The sequence below is a fragment of the Falsirhodobacter algicola genome (genome assembly GCF_018279165.1).
Taxonomy (GTDB): domain Bacteria; phylum Pseudomonadota; class Alphaproteobacteria; order Rhodobacterales; family Rhodobacteraceae; genus Falsirhodobacter; species Falsirhodobacter algicola.
In genome coordinates, this window is sequence record NZ_CP047289.1 from 1,891,552 (window position 1) to 1,906,303 (window position 14,752).

13 protein-coding genes and 2 tRNA genes are annotated in these 14,752 nt (G+C 67.8%); 7 read left to right on the plus strand and 8 right to left on the minus strand.

Translation table 11 applies throughout. The features are described from left to right. Positions 1-76 (plus strand) — tRNA-Thr (locus tag GR316_RS09415). Positions 77-133: 57 nt separating this feature from the next. Here GR316_RS09415 and cyoD read toward each other — a convergent pair. From cyoD to GR316_RS09445, 6 genes are all read right to left on the minus strand, one after another. Then, the gene (gene cyoD / locus GR316_RS09420) at positions 134-430 is read right to left on the minus strand and encodes a cytochrome o ubiquinol oxidase subunit IV (RefSeq protein WP_211783675.1); all 297 of its coding nucleotides are present in this window, start codon (positions 428-430) and stop codon (positions 134-136) included. Then, a complete protein-coding gene (locus GR316_RS09425; protein WP_211783676.1) occupies positions 427-1,041 on the minus strand; it encodes a cytochrome c oxidase subunit 3 in 615 nt (204 codons plus the stop codon). The genes cyoD and GR316_RS09425 overlap by 4 nt, the downstream gene beginning before the upstream one ends. Further along, entirely contained in the window at positions 1,038-3,143 is a 2,106-nt protein-coding gene (locus GR316_RS09430; RefSeq protein WP_211783677.1) for a cbb3-type cytochrome c oxidase subunit I, read from the minus strand. Before GR316_RS09430 ends, GR316_RS09425 begins: the two co-directional genes overlap by 4 nt. Further along, positions 3,140-4,075, minus strand: a complete 936-nt coding sequence (locus tag GR316_RS09435; RefSeq protein WP_211783678.1) for a cytochrome ubiquinol oxidase subunit II family protein — start codon at positions 4,073-4,075, stop codon at positions 3,140-3,142. Before GR316_RS09435 ends, GR316_RS09430 begins: the two co-directional genes overlap by 4 nt. Positions 4,076-4,157: 82 nt before the next feature. Further along, the gene (locus GR316_RS09440) at positions 4,158-5,744 is read right to left on the minus strand and encodes a gamma-glutamyltransferase family protein (protein WP_211783679.1); all 1,587 of its coding nucleotides are present in this window, start codon (positions 5,742-5,744) and stop codon (positions 4,158-4,160) included. 287 nt (positions 5,745-6,031) lie between these two features. After that, positions 6,032-6,107: transfer RNA gene (locus tag GR316_RS09445), tRNA-Lys, on the minus strand. Between the two features lie 87 nt (positions 6,108-6,194). Between GR316_RS09445 and dapF the strand changes: the two genes are divergently transcribed. The 3 genes from dapF to GR316_RS09460 all read left to right on the plus strand — a co-directional run bounded on the left by dapF (position 6,195) and on the right by GR316_RS09460 (position 9,157). After that, entirely contained in the window at positions 6,195-7,016 is an 822-nt protein-coding gene (dapF, locus tag GR316_RS09450; protein WP_211783680.1) for a diaminopimelate epimerase, read from the plus strand. Then, complete coding sequence (gene mtaB, locus GR316_RS09455) at positions 7,013-8,266, plus strand: tRNA (N(6)-L-threonylcarbamoyladenosine(37)-C(2))-methylthiotransferase MtaB (protein ID WP_211783681.1); 1,254 nt, start codon at positions 7,013-7,015, stop codon at positions 8,264-8,266. The genes dapF and mtaB overlap by 4 nt, the downstream gene beginning before the upstream one ends. A gap of 63 nt (positions 8,267-8,329) precedes the next feature. Beyond that, positions 8,330-9,157 (plus strand): aldo/keto reductase, encoded by an 828-nt coding sequence (locus GR316_RS09460; protein WP_211783682.1) that lies wholly within the window; start codon positions 8,330-8,332, stop codon positions 9,155-9,157. Here the strand turns inward: GR316_RS09460 and GR316_RS09465 are convergent. Beyond that, complete coding sequence (locus GR316_RS09465; RefSeq protein WP_211783683.1) at positions 9,154-9,798, minus strand: TetR/AcrR family transcriptional regulator; 645 nt, start codon at positions 9,796-9,798, stop codon at positions 9,154-9,156. The two genes, GR316_RS09460 and GR316_RS09465, sit on opposite strands and share 4 nt — an antisense overlap. A 117-nt stretch (positions 9,799-9,915) precedes the next feature. Here GR316_RS09465 and GR316_RS09470 point away from each other — a divergent pair, with 117 nt between their 5' ends. Both GR316_RS09470 and GR316_RS09475 read left to right on the plus strand, forming a co-directional pair. Continuing rightward, positions 9,916-11,001: an HlyD family secretion protein gene (locus tag GR316_RS09470; protein WP_211783684.1), complete on the plus strand. Its 1,086-nt coding sequence runs from the start codon at positions 9,916-9,918 to the stop codon at positions 10,999-11,001. Positions 11,002-11,006: 5 nt separating this feature from the next. After that, positions 11,007-12,548 (plus strand): DHA2 family efflux MFS transporter permease subunit, encoded by a 1,542-nt coding sequence (locus tag GR316_RS09475; protein WP_249218757.1) that lies wholly within the window; start codon positions 11,007-11,009, stop codon positions 12,546-12,548. Positions 12,549-12,552: 4 nt separating this feature from the next. Here the strand turns inward: GR316_RS09475 and GR316_RS09480 are convergent, their stop codons facing one another. Further along, positions 12,553-13,293, minus strand: coding sequence for an SDR family oxidoreductase (locus GR316_RS09480; RefSeq protein WP_211783685.1), 741 nt, complete (start codon positions 13,291-13,293; stop codon positions 12,553-12,555). A gap of 78 nt (positions 13,294-13,371) precedes the next feature. On the opposite strand from GR316_RS09480, the gene GR316_RS09485 reads away from it, so the two are divergent. Next, positions 13,372-14,745: a hypothetical protein gene (locus tag GR316_RS09485; RefSeq protein ID WP_211783686.1), complete on the plus strand. Its 1,374-nt coding sequence runs from the start codon at positions 13,372-13,374 to the stop codon at positions 14,743-14,745. The last annotated feature ends 7 nt before the right edge of the window (positions 14,746-14,752 follow it).

Here is a 14,752-nt window from a genome sequence, read left to right on the forward strand (position 1 = left end):
GCCGGTGTAGCTCAGCTGGTAGAGCACGTCATTCGTAATGATGGGGTCGGGGGTTCGAGTCCCTTCACCGGCACCAGTTCTTCTGGACCAGAAACAGCCGCCCTTTCGGGGCGGCTGTTTCTGTTTCCGCCCCCTACATCCGGGCGGCGAGGTCGGCCATGATCCAGATCGTCCCCCCGCCCATCAGCGCCAGAATGAGGGTGGTGAACAGGATCAAATGAAGATCTTCGCGCGTTTGTCCCTTTAGGCGGATATGCAGAAAGAAGCGGAAATGCACCGCGATCTGCACCACCGCCGCAACGCCCGCGACCCAAAGCAGCGTGCCGCGCGGCAGTGCCCCGCTGGCCGTCAGCCCCAGAACCGGCAGCGTCAGAATCAGCGCGAGGACATAGCCGATCAGATAGCTGCGCCGCTCTTTCTTCACGCTCATGCCAGACCTCCGACGAAGACGATGGTGAAGATGCCGATCCAGACGACATCGAGGAAATGCCACAGCACGCCAAGGCGCAGCAGCCCCGTCTTGACCCCGTCATCGACCCCGTACCAAGCCATCTGCCCGAGGATCGCCAGCATCCACAGGCCGGCCGAGGCGACATGCAGCCCGTGCAGCGGCACCAGCGCCCAATAGGCCGAGAGGAACCCGCTGGCCTGCGGTACGCCCCCCTTGTCGATCATCGACAGGAAATCGTGCATCTCCAGCGCAAGGAACGCCCCCCCGAGGCCGAGCGAGACGAGAAGCCAGACTACGATCCGCCGCGTCCCCTCCTCGTGCTTCATCGCAAGCTGGGCGAGGCCCATCGTCAGGCTGGAGGTCAGCAGCAGCACCGTCTGCACCGTGATCGAGCGCAGATCGAACAGCGTCTGCGGCCCCGGCCCGCCATGGGTCGCGCCGAGGAAGCTGACATAGGTCGCCATCAAGAGCCCGAAGAGGACGGCATCGCTCATCATGAACACCCAGAAGCCGAAGATCTCGACCTCTGCGGCGTCGTCGGCGGCGCCGTGATGGGCCCCAAGGTTCAGGCCGGGGTGACGGGTGTTCATGTGGATCTCTCCTCGGCGGCGGGAACGGCATGGCCGCGGTTCGCGGGGCGCAGCTCGTCGCTGCGGCGCACGCGGGGGGTGGCGTCGGCCAAGGCGCGCCACGCGGTCCAATGCGCCTCCACGGTGGCGGCGGGAATGGTGCGCCAAGCATCGCGCACGAAACCGCGGGCGATCATGGCGCCGACGATCACGGCCACCGACAGCGCCGCCAACCACCAGATATACCATGTCAGCGCAAAGCCGGCGGCGGTGCCGGCCACCGCGACGATGGGGCCGATCGCGCTTTCCCGCGGCACCCGGATATCGCCGAATCCGCCTTCGGGCCGGTCGAGATGCCCGCCCTGACGTTTCAGCTGCATGAAGGCATCGCGGCCATTCACCACGGGATCGGTGGGGAAGTTCCATTCGGGGGCCGGGGCGGGCAGGGCCCATTCGAGGCTGCGCCCGTCCCACGGATCGCCCACCGGCACGGCCAGCGCCTCGCGCCGCCGGATGGACACCGCAAGCTGCACCCCGAGCGCGATTACCGCCAGCACGATGCAGCCCGCCCCCGCCAGCGCCGCCAGCGTCAGCGGCAGCCAGCCCTCCTCGAAGAAGCCGACCAAGCGGCGCGGCATCCCCATCAGCCCCAGCAGATAGAGCGGGAAGAAGGCCAGTATGAAGCCCACGATCCACAGGCCCGCCGCGCGGTAGCCCCAGCGGTCATCCAGCCGGAAGCCGAAGGCCTTGGGGAACCACAGCGTATAGCCCGCGATCATCCCGAACAGGGTGCCAGGGATCAGCATGTTGTGGAAATGCGCCACGAGGAACAGCGTGTTGTGCACCTGAAAATCGATGGAAGGGTTCGCCAGCAGCACCCCGGACATGCCCCCGAGCACGAAGAGGAACAGGAACCCGACCGCATAGACCATGGGCACCGTGATCCGCACCCGCCCCCGATACATCGTCAGCATCCAGTCGTAGATCTTCACCCCCGTGGGGATCGAGATGGTCATCGTGGCGATGCCGAAGACGGCGTTCAGATCCGCGCTCTGCCCCATGGTGAAGAAGTGGTGCACCCAGACGGTGAAGCTGAGGACCGCGATGCACATCGTCGCCAACACCAGCGTGAAATACCCGTAGATCCCCTTGCCGGAGAAGGTGGAGAACACCTCGCTCCAGACGCCGAAGGCGGGCAGGATCAGGATATAGACCTCCGGGTGGCCGAACAGCCAGAAAAGGTTGGCGAACAGCATCACGTTGCCGCCGCCGTCATTGGTGAAGACGTGAAAGCCGAGATAGCGGTCGAGCGCCAAGAGCCCCGTCGCCACCGTCAGCGGCGGCATCGCGAAGATCATCAGGATCGAGGTGCAGAGCGAGGTCCAGCAGAACATCGGCATCCGCATCAGGCGCATCCCCTCGCACCGCTCCTTGTAGATGGTGACGGTGAAGTTGATCCCGGAAAGGGTGGAGCCGAGCGAGGAAAGCGTCACCGCCCAGATCCAGTAATCGGGCCCTGCGCCGGGCTGAAAGCTGATCTCGGTGAACGGAGGATAGCCCGACCACCCCCCGGTGGAGAAGGGCTGGATCACGAGCGAGATCATCACCAGCGCGGCCCCCGCCACCGTCAGCCCGAGGCTGACGGAGTTCAGCAGCGGAAAGGACACATCCCGCGCGCCGATCTGCATCGGCATCACGAAATTGATCAGGCCGGTCAGGAAGGGCATGGCCACGAAGAAGATCATGATCGTGCCATGGGTCGAGAAGAGTTGCCCGAAATGGTCCGGTGTCAGGATGCCGCCGCCATCCGCGCCAAGGGCCTGCTGCAGGCGCATCACCGCCGCCTCGGCCACGCCGCGCGCCAGCATGGCAAAGGCGACGACGACATACATGATCCCGATCTTCTTGTGATCGAGGCTGGTGGCCCAATCCCGCCACAGCGGCCCCCACCCGCGGCGGCGCGTCAGGATCGCCGCCACCGCCAGCGCCGCCACCACGGCCAGCAGCGCCGCCGCCAGCCCGACGATCCCGCTCAGGAGTTGAAGGCGGTTCTCGGCCTCGGTGATCTCGTGCCAGGGTAGGGCCGAGGCATCGAGGCGGCCCAGAAGGATGTCGGGCGTCATTCCCCGCCTCCGTGATGATGGTGATGGGGTGCCCCGCCGGCGAGGTCATCGAAAAGGGTCGCCGGAACGTCGCCGAAGACAAGGGCATCGGCGGGCCGGTCCAATGCGCGGGCCAGATCGTCCCCCGTGCCGCGCAGGTTCAGAACCTCGGCCTGCGGTGGTGGGGCGCTCTGGGCATCTTGGATCCATGCGTCGAAATCGGCCTCGGGCAGGGCCTCGGCGGTGAAGGTCTGCCGCTCGAATCCGGTGCCATTGTACTGGGCGTTGCGGCCCGTCCATTGGCCCGGCGCATCGGCCTGCAGGTGCAGCCGCGTCGTCATCCCGGCCATCGCATAGATCTGCCCCGCCAGCGCCGGCACGAAGAACGACTGCATCACGCTGGTGGAGGTGAGCGACAGCGCCGCCGGACGCCCGGCCGGCAGCACCAGCCGGTTCACCGTGGCGATGCCGTATTCGGGATAGATGAACAGCCAGCGCCAATCCTGCGCCACGACCTGCACCTGCACCTCTTCGCCCGGCAGGGGGCGGTAGGGGTCCAGAAGATGCGTCTGCCGCCACAGCAGGACCGCGAACACCGTCACCAGCGCGACCGGCCCGGTCCAGATCAGCACCTCCCACATGCGGGAGTAGTTCCAGTCGGGGCGGTAGGGCGCGGTCTGCTTGTCCTCTCGGTAGCGGTAGCGCCACAGAAGAAAGGGGATCGCCGTGAAGATCGGCACGAGCACCAGCAGCATCAGCGCGCAGATGATCCAGAAATGGGTGCGCTGGGCCATGGCGACCGGCCCCGCCGGGACCGGCAGGCCCAGATGGGGCACGCAACCTGTCAGCGCCAGAAACCCCGCCGCCCCCAGAAGGCGAAGGGTACGGTGGTCCCGCCGGGGGCCTTTGCCGTGCGATCCGGCGGGTATCGGAAACGGGCGAAGATGCGGCACGTAGCCCCCCTTGATCGGTCATGCCAACCCAACACTAGGGCGGCATGCGGGGGAGGCCAGCGATCCCGCCCGGGGGCGGGGCCTAGTAGCTCAGCGCGGCCCCGTCGGCGCGCGGGTCGGTCGCGGCCTCGATCAGGCCGTCCGGATGGCGCACGACCGCCCCGGCATGACCGACGAGGTCGGAGAAGGGGGGCAGGATCTCCACCTCGTGGCCCGCCTTGCGCAGCGCGTCTGTCAGGGCGGGATCGAACCGCTCCTCCAGCTTCAGCGTGGTGGCCGCATCGCCCCATGTCCGCCCCAAAAGCCAGCGCGGAGCCGTCACGGCGGCCTGCAGGTCCATTCCGAACTGCGCATAGCGGCTGAAGATCGCGGCCTGCGTCTGCGGTTGGCCTTCGCCGCCCATGGTGCCATAGGCCATCACGCGGCCATCGTTCAGTTCCGCCATGGCCGGGTTCAGGGTGTGGAACGGACGCTTGCCCGGTGCCAGCCGGTTCGGCCCCTCGCCAAGCGAAAAGCCCGCGCCACGGTTTTGGAAGACGATGCCCGTCTCGGGGCAGGTCAGGCCAGAGCCGAACTCCCAATAGACGGATTGGATGAAGCTGACCATCGTGCCGTCGCCGTCGCAGGCCCCCATCCAGATCGTATCGCCCGCCTTCGGCTCATGCGGCCATGGCAGGGCGCGGTCCGGGTCGATCGCCGCCGCCATTGCGTCCAGCCGGGCGTCGGACAGCCAATCTTCGGGCGTTCCGGCCATCTCGGCGGCATCGCCCAGCTCGGCGTTGCGCCAGATGAAGGCCTGCTTGGTCGCCTCGATCAGGCTGTGCAGATGGGCATATCCCTCGCCCTCGGTCACACCCAGCCTGTCGAAGAGGCTGAGGATCATCAGCGACGACACCCCCTGCGTCGGCGGAACCATGTTCCACAACCGCCCGAACCGGGTGTCGTGCTGCAGGGGGGTGACGGTCCGGGCGCGGTAGTCGCGGAAATCCGACGCGCGCAGCGGGCTGCCATTGGCCTTAAGGAAGCGGGCCTGCGCCTCGGCCAGCGGCCCATCATAGAAACTGCCGAGGCCGTCTTCGGCCAGCCGCCGCAGCGTGCGGCCAAGCGCGGGCTGGCGCAGGCGCGCGCCGGGTGCCGGAGCCTCGCCGCCCGGCAGATAGACATCGGCAAAGCCCGGCACGTCGATCAGCCCCGCACGTTTTTCCGCGGTGCAGATGGACTGGTTTCCCGTGACGCTGATCCCATCCTCGGCATAGGCGATGGCGCGGGCCAGAAGGGTGCCGAGCGGCAGGCGCCGCCCTTCGGCCACATGGCCGAGCGCTTCGTTCCAGCCGCCGATGGTGCCCGGCACCGTCAGCGCCGCCAGCCCGCCGCGCGTGGGGATCGCATCCCTATGGCCCTGCGCCGCATACCATTCGGGCGTGGCCAGCGCCGCCGCCTGACCGGCCGCGAAGATGCCGATCGGTGCCTCGCCCGGTCGCTTGATCAGCCAGAAGCCGTCGCCGCCGATGCCGTTCATATGGGGATAGACGACGGCAATCGCCGCCGCCGCCGCGACCATGGCCTCGATCGCGCTGCCGCCCGCGGCCAGAATCTCGTGGCCGGCAAGGGCCGCCGCGCGATGGGGCGCGGTCATGGCCCCGTTGAGGCCGAGTGCGGAACGAAGCATGTGTCACCATCCAAGGGCTGTCGGCCGCCAGCTCGCCAGCGCCGGAAAGAAGAACAGCCGCACCATGCGAAAGAACACCTGCCCGTTCAACCCCCGGGCGACCAAGGCCGGCGGAGGGTATGGGCAGTGCACGTCATTTGAAATCGGGGAGGTTAGCCTTGGCGACCGCGGTCCGCCAAGGAAGCACCGTATGATGAAGAAACACCTTACATCCGAAGCCCGGCATCCAGAACCGACGAGCGTCTGTCGAAAGCGACAAACGCGTTGTCATCCTTCAAGAAATAAAGTGGTGAGCCCAGCAGGATTCGAACCTGCGACCCACTGATTAAAAGTCAGTTGCTCTACCAACTGAGCTATAGGCCCATCACAGGACCGCTATCTAGAGATGGTGCTCGGGGGGGTCAAGCACAAAACGCACAGGCTCTGGCAAAAACTTTGCCAGAGGCGTATATGGCCAGCATGCACCCGATCACCTTCATCAAGATGCACGGCCTTGGCAACGATTTTGTCGTTCTGGATTCGCGCGGCGGCCCGGCCATCACCACGCCGGCGCTGGCGCGTGCGCTGGGCGACCGCAATCGCGGCGTCGGCTTCGATCAGCTGGCCGAGATCCGCGACAGCGACAGCGCCGATTACGCGCTCGAATTCTGGAACACCGACGGCAGCCGCGCCGGTGCCTGCGGCAATGCCAGCCGCTGCGTCGCGTCCTTGATGCTGGAGGGGCGGGATGCGGTGCGCTTCACCACCGAACGCGGTCTGCTCCATGCCAAGCGGGCCGAGGGCGGGATGATCGCGGTGAACATGGGGCATCCGCAGCTCGACTGGGCCGAGGTGCCGCTGGCCGGGCCGACCGACACCGCGCATCTGCCGATCGAGGGCGATCCCGCGGCCGTGGGCATGGGCAACCCGCATTGCATCTTCTTCGTGCCCGATGCCGAGGCGGTGGATCTTGCCGCCCTCGGTCCGGGGCTGGAGCATCATCCCCTGTTCCCCGCGCGGACCAATGTCGAATTCGCCAGCCTTGCCGGGCCGGACCATCTGCGCATGCGGGTGTGGGAACGCGGGGCGGGCGTGACGCTCGCCTGCGGGTCGGGCACCTGCGCCACGGCGGTGGCGGCGCATCTGCGCGGCTTGACCGGGCGGCGCGTGACGGTGGATGTCGATGGCGGCCGCCTTACGATCGACTGGCGAGAGGACGGCGTCTGGATGACCGGACCCGTGGCCCGCGTCTTCGATGCAACCCTCTCCCCCGACTGGCTGGAGGCCGTATGAGCGCGCCCGTCTTCTCCACCCTCGGCTGCCGCCTGAACGCCTACGAGACGGAGGCGATGAAGGAACTGGCCGCCGGGGCCGGTCTGTCCAACGCCGTGGTCGTGAACACCTGCGCCGTCACCGCCGAGGCGGTGCGCAAGGCCAAGCAGGAAATCCGCCGCCTTGCGCGCGAAAATCCCGGCGCGCCGATTCTGGTGACGGGCTGCGCCGCGCAGACCGAACCCGAGACCTTCGCCGAGATGGCCGAAGTCACCCGTGTGATCGGCAATCACGAAAAGATGCAGGCCGAAACGTGGCAGGCCCTGCGCGCCCCCGACCTGATCGGCACGACCGAGAAGGTGATGGTCGATGACATCATGTCCGTTCGGGAAACCGCCGGGCATCTGATCGACGGGTTCGGCCGCCATCGCGCCTATGTGCAGGTGCAGAACGGCTGCGATCACCGCTGCACCTTCTGCATCATCCCCTTCGGGCGCGGCAATTCGCGGTCCGTTCCCGCCGGTGTGGTGGTGGAGCAGATCAAGCGGCTGGTCGGCAAGGGATTCAACGAAGTGGTGCTGACGGGGGTGGACCTCACCTCGTGGGGGGCGGATCTGCCGGCGACGCCGCGGCTGGGCGATCTGGTGATGCGCATCCTGAAACTGGTGCCGGACCTGCCGCGCCTGCGCATCAGCTCGATCGATTCGATCGAGGCCGATGAGAATCTGATGCAGGCCATCGCAACCGAACCGCGCCTGATGCCGCATCTGCACCTGTCGTTGCAGGCGGGCGACGACATGATCCTGAAGCGGATGAAGCGTCGGCACCTGCGCGACGATGCGATCCGTTTCTGCGAGGATGCGCGCCGCCTGCGCCCCGATATGGTGTTCGGCGCCGACATCATCGCCGGTTTCCCGACCGAGACGGAGGCGATGTTCGACAACTCGCTGAAGCTGGTGGAGGATTGCGGCCTGACCTTCCTGCACGTCTTCCCCTTCAGCCCGCGCAAGGGCACCCCGGCGGCGCGCATGCCGCAGGTGCGCGGCCCGGCGATCCGCGAACGGGCGGCCCGGCTGCGGGCGGCGGGCGCGGCGCAGGTCGCGGCCCATCTGGAGGCGCAGCAGGGGCAGATGCACCGCATCCTGATGGAAGGCCCGCGCCTTGGCCGGACCGAGCAGTTCACCGAGGTCGATTTCGCCGCCGATCAGCCCGAGGGCCGCATCCTCGAGGCGCGGATCACCGGGCGCACCGATCAGCGCCTCTGCGCCTGACCCTTTACCGGCGCGGTGCGGCGCTTACACTTTCACCCCGGACGCAGTGACGGGGATGATGCCATGCAGACGATTCGCTTTCCGGATGGCCGCGCCGTGCCGACGCTTGGCCTCGGCACATGGATGCTGGGCGAGGGGCGCGCCCCAGCCCAGCAGGAGATCGAGGCGCTGCAGGCCGGGATCGACCTTGGCATGACGCTGGTCGATACCGCCGAGATGTATGGCGACGGCGCGACCGAACGGCTGGTAGGGCATGCGTTGAAGGGGCGCCGGGACGAGGTGTTCCTCGTCTCCAAGGCCTATCCGCAAAACGCATCCCGCACGCGCCTGCCGCGCGCCTGCGAGGAAAGTCTGCGCCGCCTTGGGACGGACCGGCTGGATCTCTATCTGCTGCATTGGCGCGGCGGCGTCCCCTTGGCCGAGACGGTGGAGGCGATGGAGGCGCTGGTGGCAGCGGGCAAGATCGGCGGCTGGGGCGTGTCGAACCTCGATCCTGCGGATATGGAGGAATTGGTGGCGGCGGGAGGTGCGTCCTGCCAGACGAACCAGATCCTCTATAACCTGACGCGGCGGGGGCCGGATCTGGATCTGCTGCCATGGATGGCGGCGCGCGCTCTGCCCGCCATGGCCTATTCCCCGGTGGAGCAGGGGCGCCTTCTGGCCCATCCCGGCCTGTCGACCCTTGCCGAGGAATTGGACACGACCCCGGTGATCCTTGCGCTGGCATGGGTGCTGGAGCAGGGGCTGATCGCGATCCCCAAAGCCTCAACCACGGCGCATGTCGCGGAGAATCGCAAGGCCGCCGCCCTGACGATCCCCCCAGAGGCTCGCGCCCGACTGGAGGCGCTGTTCCCGCCGCCGCCCGCGCCCGTCCCGCTGGAGATGATCTAGCCGCCTGTCGCCCGGCCATAGCCGGCCATGAACATCCGCACCGCCGAGGCGACGGTCGCCTCGATCCGGTCCATGTCCGGCGGGGTGCGCTCCGATCCGAAGAGCCGCGGACGCCACAGGCCCGCGGTCGTCATCTCGGCGAATTGATGCGTGGCAAGTTCGATGTCGGGAATGTCCATCGTCCCATCCGCCACGGCCTGCGTCAGCAGCGCGGTCAGATCGTCGAGCGTGCGCCGCTTGGCGATGTCGTAAAAGCGCGGGCCGAGGCCTTCGATCCCGTCCACGAGGCCGATGATGATGCGCTGAAACCGCACCACCTCGCGCGAGGTGAGGGTCTGGGCAAGGACGCGGCCATAATCGGCCAGCTTCTCGGCCACCGGCGCGGGGCCGTTCAGAACGCCCGTCAGCACCTCGTGCTTGCGGTCGCGGCGGGTTTCGATCAGGGCTTGGAACAGCTCTTCCTTGTCGGTGAAATAGACATAGAGCGTGCCCTTGGAAACACCGGCCGCGCGGCAGATCTCGCGCATGCTGGCGGCATGGAAGCCGCGTTCGAGAAAGACCTCCAAGGCGCCGTCCAGGATCTGGGCGCGTTTGGCAGGGTCTGTTCCGGCGGCATGTCGGCGTGCGGGCGCGGTGGTCATCGAACTCCCTCTGGGTTTCACCCCCAGATAATCGAACCGGCGGGTTCGATAAAGACTTGATCTGCGCCCAGGTGCGGCATATCTGCGCCGAACCGCGCGGTTCGATGGAGAAGACAGATGGTGGATGCGACTCATTCGGGAAACGAGACTGCTGATGCGGCGCCGTCGCGCAGCCTGAAGGCGCGCCTCCTGCCGGTCTTTGCCGTGGTGATCCTTGCGGCGGCGGCGTGGTTCGGTTGGCGCTACTGGACCGAAGGGCGGTTCATGGTGACGACCGACGACGCCTATGTGCAGGCCGACAGCGCCCGCGTGGCCGCCCGCGTCGAAGGCTATGTCGCCGAACTGCCGGTGGCCGAGAACCAGCATGTCGCCGCCGGCGACGTTCTGGTGCGGCTGGAGGATGACGATTACCGCAACGCCTTGGAGACGGCGCGCAGCCGCTTCTCCACCGCCGATGCGACGCTGGCGCGGATCGACGCACAGATCACCGCCGCCGAGGCGAGCGTCGAACAGGCCCGTGCGCAGCGCCAGTCGGCGCAGGCGCAACTGACCAACGCCCAATCGAGCGCCGAACGCGCGCAGAGCCTGTTCGACCGGCAGGCCACGGCGAAGGCCGATCTCGACCGGGCCAACGAAGAACTTTCGACCGCCAAGGCCAACCTTGCCAGCGCCGAGGCCGCGATCAGCAGCGCCGAGGCGCAGGTCGCCGTCTTGCGCGCCCAGCGCGAGGAATCCGAAGGCGACCGGCGCCAGTTGGAACTGGCGGTGGATCAGGCGCAGCGCGATCTGGACCGTACCGTGCTGCGCGCGCCCTTCGATGGGGTGCTGGCCAACCGCGCGGTGGAGGTCGGCGATCTCGTCAGCCCCGGCTCGCAACTGGCGGCGTTGGTGCCCGATGACGGCCTCTACATCGAGGCGAACTACAAGGAGACGCAGATGCCCGGCGTCGTTCCGGGGGCGGTGGTGCACATCACCTTCGACGCCCTGCCGGATCACGAATTCGAGGGCCGCGTGACCTCTGCCGCGCCGGCGACGGGGTCTGTCTTCTCGCTGCTGCCGGCCGAGAATGCGACGGGCAACTTCACCAAGGTCGTGCAGCGTGTGCCCGTCCGCATCTCCATTCCGGACGATGCGCTGGCGACGGGCGCGCTGCGCGGCGGGCTGTCGGCCGTCGTCAGCGTCGACCGCCGCACGGCGGAGTAGGACCGGTGTCCGAGCCGCTGACCCGCCGCCGCGTCATCGCATTCTTCGTGATGGTGTTCGGCATGTTCATGGCGATCCTCGACATTCAGATCGTCTCCGCCTCGCTGCCCGAGATTCAGGCCGGCCTGTCCGCCGGCCCGGATGAGATCAGCTGGGTCCAGACCTCGTATCTGATCGCCGAAGTGATCATGATCCCCCTGTCGGGCTTTCTGGCGCGGGTGATGTCCACGCGGCTTTTGTTCACCGCCGCTGCGGCGGGGTTCACGGCGGCGAGCTTCCTCTGCGCCACCTCCACCTCCATGGGCGAGATGATCCTTTGGCGGGCGTTGCAGGGCTTTCTGGGCGGCGGGATGATCCCGGCGGTCTTTGCCGCGGCCTTCACCATCTTCCCCCCCGAAAAACGCAACGTCGTCAGCCCGATCATCGGCCTCGTCGCCACGCTGGCCCCTACGATCGGGCCGACCGTCGGCGGCTATCTTTCGGCGACGTTTAGCTGGCACTGGCTTTTCCTCGTGAACGTCGTGCCGGGCATCGCCGTCACAATCGGGGCCTTCATGCTGATCGATTTCGACAAGCCGAACTGGCCGCTGATGCGCCGCTTCGACTGGATCGGTTTCGCGGCCATGGCGGCCTTTCTCGGCGGGCTGGAATACGTGCTGGAGGAAGGCCCCTCCAACGACTGGTTGCAGGACGAGGCGGTGGCCGTGCTGACGGTGGTGATGGTGCTGGGGGGGATGCTGTTCTTCTGGCGCGCCTTCACGCGCGACGAGCCGATCGTGGACATGTCCGCCTTCGCCAATGCCAACTTCTCCATCGGGTCGATCTTCAGCTTCGTGATGGGGATCGGGCTCTACGGGCTGACCTATCTCTATCCGCTCTATCTGTCGGAGATCCGCGATTACGACAGCCTGATGGTGGGGCAGACGGTCTTCGTCTCGGGCCTTGCGATGTTCGCGACGGCGCCGGTGGCGGGCAAGCTGGCGGGCAAGCTGGATCCCCGGCTGATGCTGCTGGTGGGCTTCTTCGGCTTTTCGATGTCCACATGGATGCTGACCGGGCTGACGGCCGATTGGGACTTCCACGAGCTTCTGCTGCCGCAGATCCTGCGCGGCTGTTCGTTGATGCTGTGCATGGTGCCGATCAACAACCTCGCGCTCGGCACGCTCAGCCCCGAACGGATCAAGGGCGGGTCGGGCCTGTTCAACCTGACGCGCAACCTCGGCGGTGCGGTGGGGCTGGCGATCATCAACACGCTGCTGTCGAACCGCAGCGATCTGCATTACGCCCGGCTGGCCGACAGCGTCACATGGTCCAACCCCGAGGCGATGCGCCAGATGGACCTTCTGGCCGCCAACCTGTCGGCGCAGGGGATCGACGGGCAGACGGGCGCGCTGATGCAGATGGCCTCGCGCGTGTCGGCGCAGGCGACGGTGATGTCCTTCATCGACGTGTTCTTCCTGCTGTCCTGCCTGTTCGGCGGCCTCGCGCTGACCGCGCTTCTGATGCGCAAGCCGGGCGGCGCCGCCAAGGGCGCCGGCGGTCACTGAGCCGTCAGATCAGACCGGCTGCGCGGCGGATCTCTTCGCTGCGCAGCGACAGCTCCTCCCCCAGATGATCGTCCCCGGCCGGTCCGCACATCCACAAAAGCGCGCGGGCCGGCCAGTCGGCCGGAATGTGCTCGGCAAAATCGAGCTGGCTGACGGCGTTGATCCCGCTGGCGCGGATCTGGCGCTGCATGTCGGTCGCGACGGTGCCGGGCGACAGGCCCATGATGCGCAGGCCATTGGCCGCTTCCTCCAGATGCGCGGCGCGGGTCAGCATCGCCGCCCCGGCCTTGGAGGCGCAATAGGCGCTCCACCCTTCCAGCGGGCGATGGGCCGCGCCGGAACTGACGGTGACGATCGTGCCCCCGCCCTGCGCCCGCATCACCGGGATGGCGGCGCGCAGACCGTGGAAGACGCCCTTGAGGTTCACATCCATCGCATGGCCCCATGCGGCGGGGTCCGCCTCGGCCAAGGGGGTGATCGGGTCGATCACGCCGGCATTGTTGATCAGCACATCCAGCCGGCCATGCGCGGCAAGGATGCGGCCCACCGCATCCTCCACCTCGGTCCAGGATGCGACATCGCAGCGCAGCGCCTCGGCGCCGGGCGGGGCATGGCGCTGCATCGCCGCCGCATCGCGCCCCAGCATGACGACGCGCGCCCCGGCCTGTGCGAAGACCTCCGTCGCCGCCAGACCGATACCGCGGCCCGCGCCCGTGATGGCCACCACCTTGCCCTGCATGTCCATTCCGATCCCTTCCGCTTGACCCCGGCACCCATGATGCCGATCTACAGGCGAACCGCTTTTCCCAAGGAAGGTCAACGCATGAAACCGAGCCATCTGGCCAGCGCCGGGGTTGCCGCGCTGCTGCTCGCCACCACCACCGCCGGGGCCGCCGTGACGCCGGAACAGGTCTGGAGCGATTGGCAGGCCACGGCCGAACGGCGCGATCAGACCCTGACGGGCACGGCGCAGCGCGAAGGCGACAGCCTTGTCGTGACCGGCCTTCGGATCACCCAGACCGAAGGCGCGAGCCGCCTCGACGGCACGATCGACCGCATGACTTTTGCCGGGCAGGGCGACGGCACCGTGCGCATCACCATGTCCGAACGCGTGCCGCTGACGCTCGTCTCCGAGGATGGGGCCTCGGGGCCCGTCACCTCGCATGTGGATCTGACGCAGGACGGGATGGTCACCATCGCCTCGGGCGATCCGGGGGCCATCCGCTACGACATGACGGCGCGCAGCGTGACGGCGGTGCTGGACGATGCGACGCGCGCCGATGGCACGGCGCTGCCGGTGGCGGTGACGCTGGCACTGCGCGATCTGAAGGGCCTCTACGGTTCGGGCGATGCGGTGGACGGGACCGGCACCGCCGGGCGGGTCGATCTGTCGATGAAGGGCGCGGATGGCACGCTCGATTGGGGCATGCAGGACGTGACGCTGACCGCGCTGGGGCAAGCGGGGCCGACGGGCTTTCTGGGGCAGTCGGGCCTTGCCTATGCCGCCTCCACCTTCCGCGCCGAAAGCGGGGCGCAGGGGCGCGTGACACGGGCCGAGGGCGGCACCGGGCCGGGTGTGGTGAACCTGTCGGTCGCCGCCGACACGGTGGATTACGACACCGATGTGGAGGATGCCGATCTGCATGTGGAACACCCGGATCTGCCGGGGCCGCTCGATCTGAAGGTCGCGCATCTGACCTCCGATACGTCGGTGCCGATGCAGGGCGGGGAATCGACGTTGGCGCTGGCGCTGACGGACGTGACCGCCAGCGATGCCAGCTGGGCGCTGCTCGATCCGCAGGGCAAACTGCCGCGCGCCCCGGCGCAACTGCGGCTGCGGATGCGGACCGAGGGCGCACCAGGCGAGGTTCAGACCGTGACGCTGGAGGATTTCGACCTTCAGGCCGTGGGCGCGCAACTGTCCGCGACGGGGCAGAGCACGCTCGATCCCGCAGCGCCGGTGACGCCCGGCCCGCTGGCGGAACTGGGCCGCGGGCGCATCTCGCTGACGCTGCGCGGCGGCACGGCGCTGGTCGATCGGCTGTCGGCGGCGCGCATCCTTTCCCCGCAGGCGGAGATGTTCGCCCGCATGTCGCTGGGCACGCTGGGCCGCGCGGTGCCGGGGCAGACGGACACGCTGACCTCCGTCATTCAGTTCGGCAATGGCCTCAGCATCAACGGCGTGCCCATGCAATAGCTTGCCC